This window comes from Sinosporangium siamense (assembly GCF_016863435.1).
Lineage (GTDB): Bacteria > Actinomycetota > Actinomycetes > Streptosporangiales > Streptosporangiaceae > Sinosporangium > Sinosporangium siamense.
In genome coordinates this window covers 156,745-163,878 of the sequence record NZ_BOOW01000002.1, presented here as the reverse complement: position 1 = coordinate 163,878, position 7,134 = coordinate 156,745, and the positions used below count along the sequence as shown (strand labels likewise).

The 7,134-nt window shown below is 66.6% G+C and carries 6 protein-coding genes; 2 read left to right on the top strand and 4 right to left on the bottom strand.

Going from position 1 to position 7,134, the window contains the following annotated elements; genetic code table 11:
• Positions 1-282: 282 nt before the first annotated feature.
• Positions 283-1,410, bottom strand: coding sequence for a methyltransferase (locus tag Ssi02_RS01000; RefSeq protein WP_204020033.1), 1,128 nt, complete (start codon positions 1,408-1,410; stop codon positions 283-285).
• Between the two features lie 216 nt (positions 1,411-1,626).
• Here Ssi02_RS01000 and Ssi02_RS00995 point away from each other — a divergent pair, with 216 nt between their 5' ends.
• Together Ssi02_RS00995 and Ssi02_RS00990 are read left to right on the top strand one after the other, a co-directional pair.
• Complete coding sequence (locus tag Ssi02_RS00995) at positions 1,627-1,944, top strand: alpha/beta fold hydrolase (RefSeq protein WP_204020031.1); 318 nt, start codon at positions 1,627-1,629, stop codon at positions 1,942-1,944.
• A 309-nt stretch (positions 1,945-2,253) separates the two neighbouring features.
• Positions 2,254-2,595, top strand: coding sequence for an alpha/beta fold hydrolase (locus Ssi02_RS00990; protein WP_204020030.1), 342 nt, complete (start codon positions 2,254-2,256; stop codon positions 2,593-2,595).
• Positions 2,596-2,926: 331 nt separating this feature from the next.
• Here Ssi02_RS00990 and Ssi02_RS00985 read toward each other — a convergent pair whose 3' ends face one another.
• The 3 genes from Ssi02_RS00985 to Ssi02_RS00975 form a co-directional block, all read right to left on the bottom strand.
• On the bottom strand, positions 2,927-3,769 hold the full coding sequence (locus Ssi02_RS00985) for a class II fructose-bisphosphate aldolase (protein ID WP_204020028.1): 843 nt from the start codon (positions 3,767-3,769) through the stop codon (positions 2,927-2,929).
• A 143-nt stretch (positions 3,770-3,912) separates the two neighbouring features.
• Positions 3,913-5,319, bottom strand: a complete 1,407-nt coding sequence (locus Ssi02_RS00980) for a 1-phosphofructokinase family hexose kinase (RefSeq protein ID WP_204020026.1) — start codon at positions 5,317-5,319, stop codon at positions 3,913-3,915.
• Between the two features lie 671 nt (positions 5,320-5,990).
• Positions 5,991-6,926 carry an SIS domain-containing protein gene (locus tag Ssi02_RS00975; RefSeq protein ID WP_204020024.1) on the bottom strand — a complete coding sequence of 312 codons (936 nt, stop codon included), beginning with the start codon at positions 6,924-6,926 and terminating at the stop codon, positions 5,991-5,993.
• Positions 6,927-7,134: the final 208 nt, after the last annotated feature.

Genomic DNA, 7,134 nt, shown 5'->3' with positions numbered 1-7,134 from the left:
CCGGAGGCCCGTGGCCGGTAGCCGAAGGCCAATGGCCGGAGGCCCGTGGCCCGTGACCGGAGGCCGAAGGCCCGTAACCGGTAGCCGAAGGCCAATGGCCCGTGGCCCGTGCCCGGAGACCGAAGGCCGGAAGCCCGTGACCGGTAGCCGAAGGCCAATGGCCCGTGGCCCGTGGCCCGTGGCCCGTGGCCGGTGGCACAGCCGAGCATGTGCCCGCATGCGCGTCCGTGTGCGCCCACCCAGCTCGGCCTGCCACCGCGCACGCAACCAACCACGTGATCATCAACTGTGGACGAGTCGCCATAGGGATGTCGTTTCCGCACTCCGCGCCGCATGCAGCGCATCGGCCTCATCGAACACACGCGGATGCCGAGGCCGCACATCCAACTTCCCGACAACCCGCAACCCGGCGGCGTCGAAAATCGACAGGAGCTCTGCCCTGCTTCGCAGTGAAAGGTGTTCGGCCAGGTCGGAAATGATCAACCAGCCCACACCGCCGGGCTCCAGGTGGCCGGCGAGACCGCCGACAAAGCCACGCAGCATCCGGTTACCGGGATCGAACACCGCATGATCGAGCGGCGAAGCGGCCTTGGCGGGGATCCATGGCGGATTGCAGACGATCAAAGCCGCACGCCCCGGCGGAAACAGATCCGTCTGCAGGACCTCAACACGTCCCTCCAGCCCCAGCCTGCCGATGTTGTCGCGAGCACAAGCGACCGCGCGCCGATCACGATCGGTCGCCACCACCCGGCGCACCCCTCGACGAGCCAGAACCGCTGCCAGCACACCGGTCCCGGTGCCGATGTCGAAAGCCAGCGAACGACTCGGAAGCGGAACCTGAGCCACCAGGTCCACGTACTCCCCACGCACCGGGGAGAAAACCCCGTAGTGCGGATGAATGCGAGAACCGAGCGCCGGCACCTCGACCCCTTTCCTCCGCCATTCGTGTGCCCCGACGATGCCCAGCACCTCCCGCAGCGAGGTAACGAACGGCAGCTCCCCGACCGCGTCATGGGTGTCGTAGGCCTCCACACATGCCTGCCGGACGTCGGGGGCACGCCGCAGCGGCATGACAAATCCACGCTCGAACGGCACCAGCAGCATCCCGAGTGTCCGCGCCCGGCGCGAACGTGCCTGCCGGTGCAAATGAAACACATGCGCCGGTGAATCAGCCGGAGAAACCTTCGGCGTAGCTTTCATTCGCCGCCCCATGGCCTGCAAAAGCGCGCGGGCACGGTGATAATCACCCCGCCACAACAATCCGATCCCCTGACGCGCCAGACCGATAGCGGCATCGGCACTCATACGATCGTCGGCGACCACCACACGCGCAGGCGGCAATGCGCCGCTCTCAGAACGCCAATGGGCGGACTTGTTCTCGTTGTTCTCGATCCAATGGACATCGAGCACTTCGGCTCCTCATGTAAAAACCATCGATGGCCATGAGAAGCGCTTCATCGCGGAGGGTCAGCCGTCGACGCCCTCCTGTGAGGAAGCGCGAGCCGGAACATCACCTAAAACCATGCCGGGCGGTGGAAACGACACAATCGACCTCCTCACAAGAGTCACCCATGCTAGACCGTAAACAGATTCGATCTTCACTTCGCGGGGATGGAAGGTTTCGTTGTGAGCGGTTCGTTCGGAACATCCGGCCACACCACACTACGCGCCGGCCGCCGATTGCACCACGTCACCCTGGGCAGCGGCACACCGCCCGTCGTCTTCGAATCGGGAGGGTACGGCTCCCGCATGACATGGGGCCTTGTCCAAGGGGAGATCGCCCGCACGACGAGCACACTCGCTTACGACCGCTCGGGCTTCGGCCGCAGCGACCCCGACCCAACCGCCGCACGACACCGGAACCGCATGCTGGTCCACCACGTAGAACCGCACCCGGACGACCGGCCGCCGCACGACACCCGGACCGCATCGTCGACGAACTGAAAGAACTCCTCGACAGCACAGGCGAAGGCCCGTTCGTCCTTATCGGGCACAGCCTCGGGGAAACCCTATCTGCCGTTCCCTGACCTACCGGCGACCGAAACTCGTCGCGGGCCTTGTCCTGGTCGACCAGAGGGCGGAAGACTGCGACTTCTATTACAACAAGAGCATGAGCCTGATCGGCGGAGCGGTCGGCACTCTGCATGATGCCCGGCAGGCCGTCGGCCATCGCGAAATCGTCCGCCCCATGGCCGCACAGGAGTCCTGAGCGCCCTCAGCACACGTCAGGTCTACGGAAAGTTTCCCGCGGAAATGCGCGCTGAAATCCGCGCCGAGGAGTTCGACACCGCCGCTTTCCGTGCGCACAACGCCGAGAAACGCCACCTGACCGACAGCCTCACCTCCCTGCGCCGAACCAGCGCCACCACACCACTCCCCGACATCCCCGTCACCGTGATCTCCGCCGACAAGAACCGGGCCAACAGCATGCACACCACCCTCACCGAAAGCCCTCGGCGCCTGGCGAACTCCCTTCCCCAAGGCAAACACGTCTGGGCGGAGGACAGCGGCCACATGGTTCCCAGGCACGCCCCCGACATCGTGGTCACGGAACTGCTCAGGATGGTGAATTTCTTAAGAGCCCGGCAACGCTGATCCCAGACTTTCCAGGCACCCAGCCCCCGACCGACAATCCGCCCACGGATGGCGAGTCTGGCTTCGGACACATCGATCAGACTCGTGCTCACGGTGGTTTGCTATGCCTGGCGACACTCTCCCACCGGGGTGCCTAGGTCTTGCGACAGAGGGCGCCTATGTCCTGAGCCGGGACACTCAGACTGTCCTCCTCAACCACGCTCTGAAGCACCCACACCCGTCACAGCACCCCCTGTCAGCCCTCTCAGCCTGTCTGGAGGCTAAGCAGGCGAAGCAAGTGCGTGACCTGCGTGGCCACCGCCGTGCGGCCACCACCACCTGTTTGCCCCTCTCAGCATGCCTGGAGACTGAGCAGGCGAAGCAAACGCGTGACCTGCGTGGCCACCGCCGTGCGGCCGGCGCCGAGGTAGGCGCGGGGGTCGACTTTTCCGGGGCGTTGTCTCATGTTCTCCGTGACGGCTTCGGTGAACGCCTTGTTCAGGTGTGTCGCAATATTGATCTTGGTCATGCCATGGAGCACCGCGTCTTGGAGGCCCATGTCGGGCACGCCGGACGAGCCGTGGAGGACCAGCGGGACGGGGACTGTGGCGCGCAGTTGTGCGATCAGGTCGAGGTCGAGGACCGCGTCTCGTGTGAGCATCGCGTGAGAGGTGCCGACCGCGACGGCGAGCGCGTCAACCCCGGTCGCCGTCACATAGGCGAGGGCTTCCTTGGGATCGGTGCGGGCACCGGGGGCGTGAACTCCGTCCTTGCCGCCCACCTCACCGAGTTCGGCCTCCACGAACACCCCGCGCTTGCGTGCCTGAGCCGCGACCTCCGCAGTGGAGGACACATTCGCTTCGTACGGCAGAGCCGAGGCGTCGAACATGACCGAACCGAAGCCGAGAGCCACGGCTTCCTCCACGAGGGGCGCGCTTGTCGCGTGATCGAGGTGCACTGCGACGGGAACACGGGCGGTCTTGGCGATCTCGAGAACGGCGGCGGCTATCGGCGCCAACGCGCCGTGATAAGTCACGGTGTTCTCGCTGAGCTGGAGGATCACGGGGAGCCCGGCCTTCTCCGCCCCCGTCACAATGCCCTGAGCGTGCTCTATCTGGATGACGTTGAACGCTCCAACGCCGTGTCCAGCTGCCCTTGCCTCACCTAGAATCTCGGCCGTCGGTGTGAGTGCCATTTCCTTACTCCTTCTCTGCTCCACGCATCGCGGAAGCCACCCCGAAAAGTCCAGCTCGTCTGTCCCACCGCGCCATGAATTGGCTCACGTGGGCGGCCGGGTTCCAGATCTCGCCGCCAGCCGGTTGCCTCGCCGTCGACTGGTTAGTCAGGTGAATCGGCACCACGTCCTCCAGACGCAGACCGGTCAGTGGCAGACCCCTCGGGCTCGGTCCTTGGCAGGCCGGCCACATGCGGACCGGCGAGGTGGCTGGCGGAGGTGGTCGTCTCGGCAGGGTGGTCTTTTAAGGTGGCGGCGACAGAGCTGCCGGTCTCTTGGTCTGGGCCGCTCACCACCACCCTCTGGAGGTTCGCTCGATAGATCGCCATGTCAACCTCTCCTGCGAGGGGAGCTTGAACGGCGGCGGCGGACAGAGCCGTCGCGTGGCGGAGAAGGTGTGGCCAACTCCACGACTCCGTGCGCTCGTCGCCGGCGGCCCTCTCGGACGTGTGCTCCCGTGAGTGGGAGTCAGGGCATTGAGAACCGTCGGCCGCGTCGTGACGGCCTTCGGCCAGAGCTTCGGGAGTGCGGCAACCGTGCCATCGGCCTGAGAGGCCGAGGGCCAGCACGGCGACCACGGCGTCACCCGCGCCCGTGGGATTGCCGGAATCAACCTGTGGCGGCGTCGCGCGCCACAGACCGGCTGAAGTGGCGGCCCACAATCCTCGGGGGCCATCGGAGGCGATCACGCACCGGGCGCCCTCGGCGCGCACCCGATGCACGGCCTCGGCCAGCCAACCGTCCCCAGGTGACTGCTCCGCTGACCGCTGGAGACCGATCGCCGCGGCGAGCTCAACCGCATTGGGTTTGACCACGTCGGGCCGCTCGGGGAGTGCTGCTCGGAGGGCTTCGCCGCCCGCGTCCAGCACCACCAGTGCTCCGGCTTGGCGGGCCATGCGGGTCAGCACCGCATAAGCGTCACCCGGCACACCGGGAGGGAGACTGCCCGACAGGACCAGCACCCTGGCGTGTGACAACAGTGAATGCACCCGGTCGCACAACTCCGCCCACTCATGAGGTGCGATCACGGGACCCGGCTCATTGAGCATGGTCACTGTGTTGGTCACCGTGTCCACCACGGCCAGCGTGCGACGGATCTCCCCACCGATCGGGATCAACTCATGTGGCACCCCGCCGTCGCGGTGACCGTCTCCCTCTGCGGACAAACGACCAAGGCCATCGGGCCGCTCTCCACTCACCGGCTGTCCAAGGCCATCCGCCTCGTCTGACCGCCCAAGGCCGTGCACGTGCCCGGAGGTGCTAGATCTCCCGAGATCATCGGATCGTTCCAGCAGAGCCCGGAACATCGCCCCCTGCCGACCAGCGGCAAAGGTCACCGCCATCACGTCCGTGCCGGGACCTCCCACGGCCCGAATCACTCGGGCGACGTTGATGCCTTTGCCCCCGGCCCGCACGGCGACGGTGCTCACGCGGTTGGTGGCGTCGAGGGAAAGCCCGGGAACCTCGTAAGTGATGTCCAGGGCAGGGTTGAGAGTGACCGTGACGATCAACAGACCGCTCCTTCCCAGCAAACCGACAACCAGACGGTCGGCCACGTCGCCTCTAGGTCATGCTGAGGCTTCGCCGTACCCACCCTCACAGCTCCATGCCCGTCTCTTTCAGTCGACGGGCCGAGGAGAGGTAGACCCCGCCCCCGCCACTCTTGTGCGGACGCCACCGCCAAACCGAGGGGAGGCGGGCACCGTCCCTGCCACGCTTCTTCGGACGCCACCGCCAAGCGGGGAGGACGTAGGCACTGCCCCCACCACGCTCATGCGGAGGCCACCGACAAGCCGAGGGGAGGCAGACACCGTCCCTGCCACGCTCCCCCGGACGCCACTGACAAGCGGGGAGGACAGAGGCACTGCCCCCACCACGCTCATGCGGACACCGCCGACAAGCCAAGAGCAGGCAGACACCGGCCCCACCACGCTCCCCCCGACGCCACCAACGAACCGAGAAGAGGCAGGCACTGCCCCTACCACGCTCGTGCGGACACCACCGACAAACCGAGGAGAGGTAGGCGCCCTCCCAACCACGCTCCTGCGGAGGCCGCCGGCGGGGCGAAGAGAGCCGGTTGCCGCATCCGTGCGGATGTCGCCGCCGACTCCGCCCCCGCGAGGAGTCGGCGGCGACGTCCACCCCAGGCCCCCTGTTCCCTACCCCGGCGCGACCGGACGGTCTACTTGACGATCACTGCGCGTGACAGGTGGACAGGGGTGTCGCAGTCAAGGCCGCGTGCCCGTGCGTAAGCAATGGCGAGACGGTGCACCCGGACCAGCTCGGCCTGGGGATCGGTGGTGGCGATCCGCAGGGTCGCGCCGGTCGCTTCGATGGACGCGATGACGTCGGCGGGAAGTGGGGCGAAGGACCAGATCAGGCTGCGTGGGCCGGCGCAGGAGATGGGGCCGTGCCGGTATTCCAACGTGGCGTAGGCCTCGGTCCACAACTGGGCGGACTCGCGGCACTTGAGTGCGGCCTCGTCGGCGAGGCCGAGGGTCCAACCGGTGCCGAGGAAGACCAGGTGGTCGTGGTCTGCCGGGTCGGCCACCAAGGGGTCGGCCAGTGCCTCGCGGGCCGCGTCAGGAAGGTCCGCCACGGTGTCGCCGGCCGAGGCTCGGAAAAGGGTGAGCGCGGAGGTCGCGAACCTCGTCTGCACCACCGAACGCTCGTCGGCGAAGTCGAGCAGCACATGGCTGTCCGCGACCTCGGTGATGGGTGAGGCGGGGGTGCCGGTCACGGCGATGGTCTCGATCTTGCCGGAGAGGTCGCCGGCCAGCCGGACGAGGTCGCTGGTGGTGCCGGAACGTGTCAGCAGCACGGCCACGTCGAAGGGACCGTGGTCGTCCAGCTCGGCGGGATCGAGCTCTGTGGCGATCATGGCGCGTGTGCGGCCATGCCCGAGACTCTGTCTCAGCCGGGCGTATGAGTCGGCGATGTAGTAGGACGTGCCGCAGCCGAGGGCGAGCACGCGAGCGCCCTTGGCTGGCAGGAGGGAGCGGGCGTCGTCCACGAGGTCCAAGACCTTGGCCCAGACCTCGGGCTGGCTCTTCACCTCGGCCTCGGTGTGCTTGCCGAGCTCGTCGGCCGAGGAGGCGGATCCCGTCGTGAGTGTCATCTGAGTCACCCTTCCGCGCAAGAACGGCTGGTCGCCCGAGAGATCGATCAACATCGATCAGAAACTCTCAGAAACTTCAGCCACGACCATAGAACGCCACCCTCGGACTGTCAATCCAAGGCATGAATTGCACAAATAGGATGAACCATGCGCGGTAGACTTCATCCGATGATTGAAGTTGAAGTTTTCTGAAAGCCTGTCGAGATGG

What these genes read in the sequence shown, in the direction of transcription:
- Ssi02_RS00990 (WP_204020030.1), top strand. Translation starts at nt 2,254, where the DNA reads ATGCGCGCTGAAATCCGCGCCGAGGAGTTCGACACCGCCGCTTTCCGT.
- Ssi02_RS00985 (WP_204020028.1), bottom strand. Translation starts at nt 3,769, where the DNA reads ATGGCACTCACACCGACGGCCGAGATTCTAGGTGAGGCAAGGGCAGCT.
- Ssi02_RS00975 (WP_204020024.1), bottom strand. Translation starts at nt 6,926, where the DNA reads ATGACACTCACGACGGGATCCGCCTCCTCGGCCGACGAGCTCGGCAAG.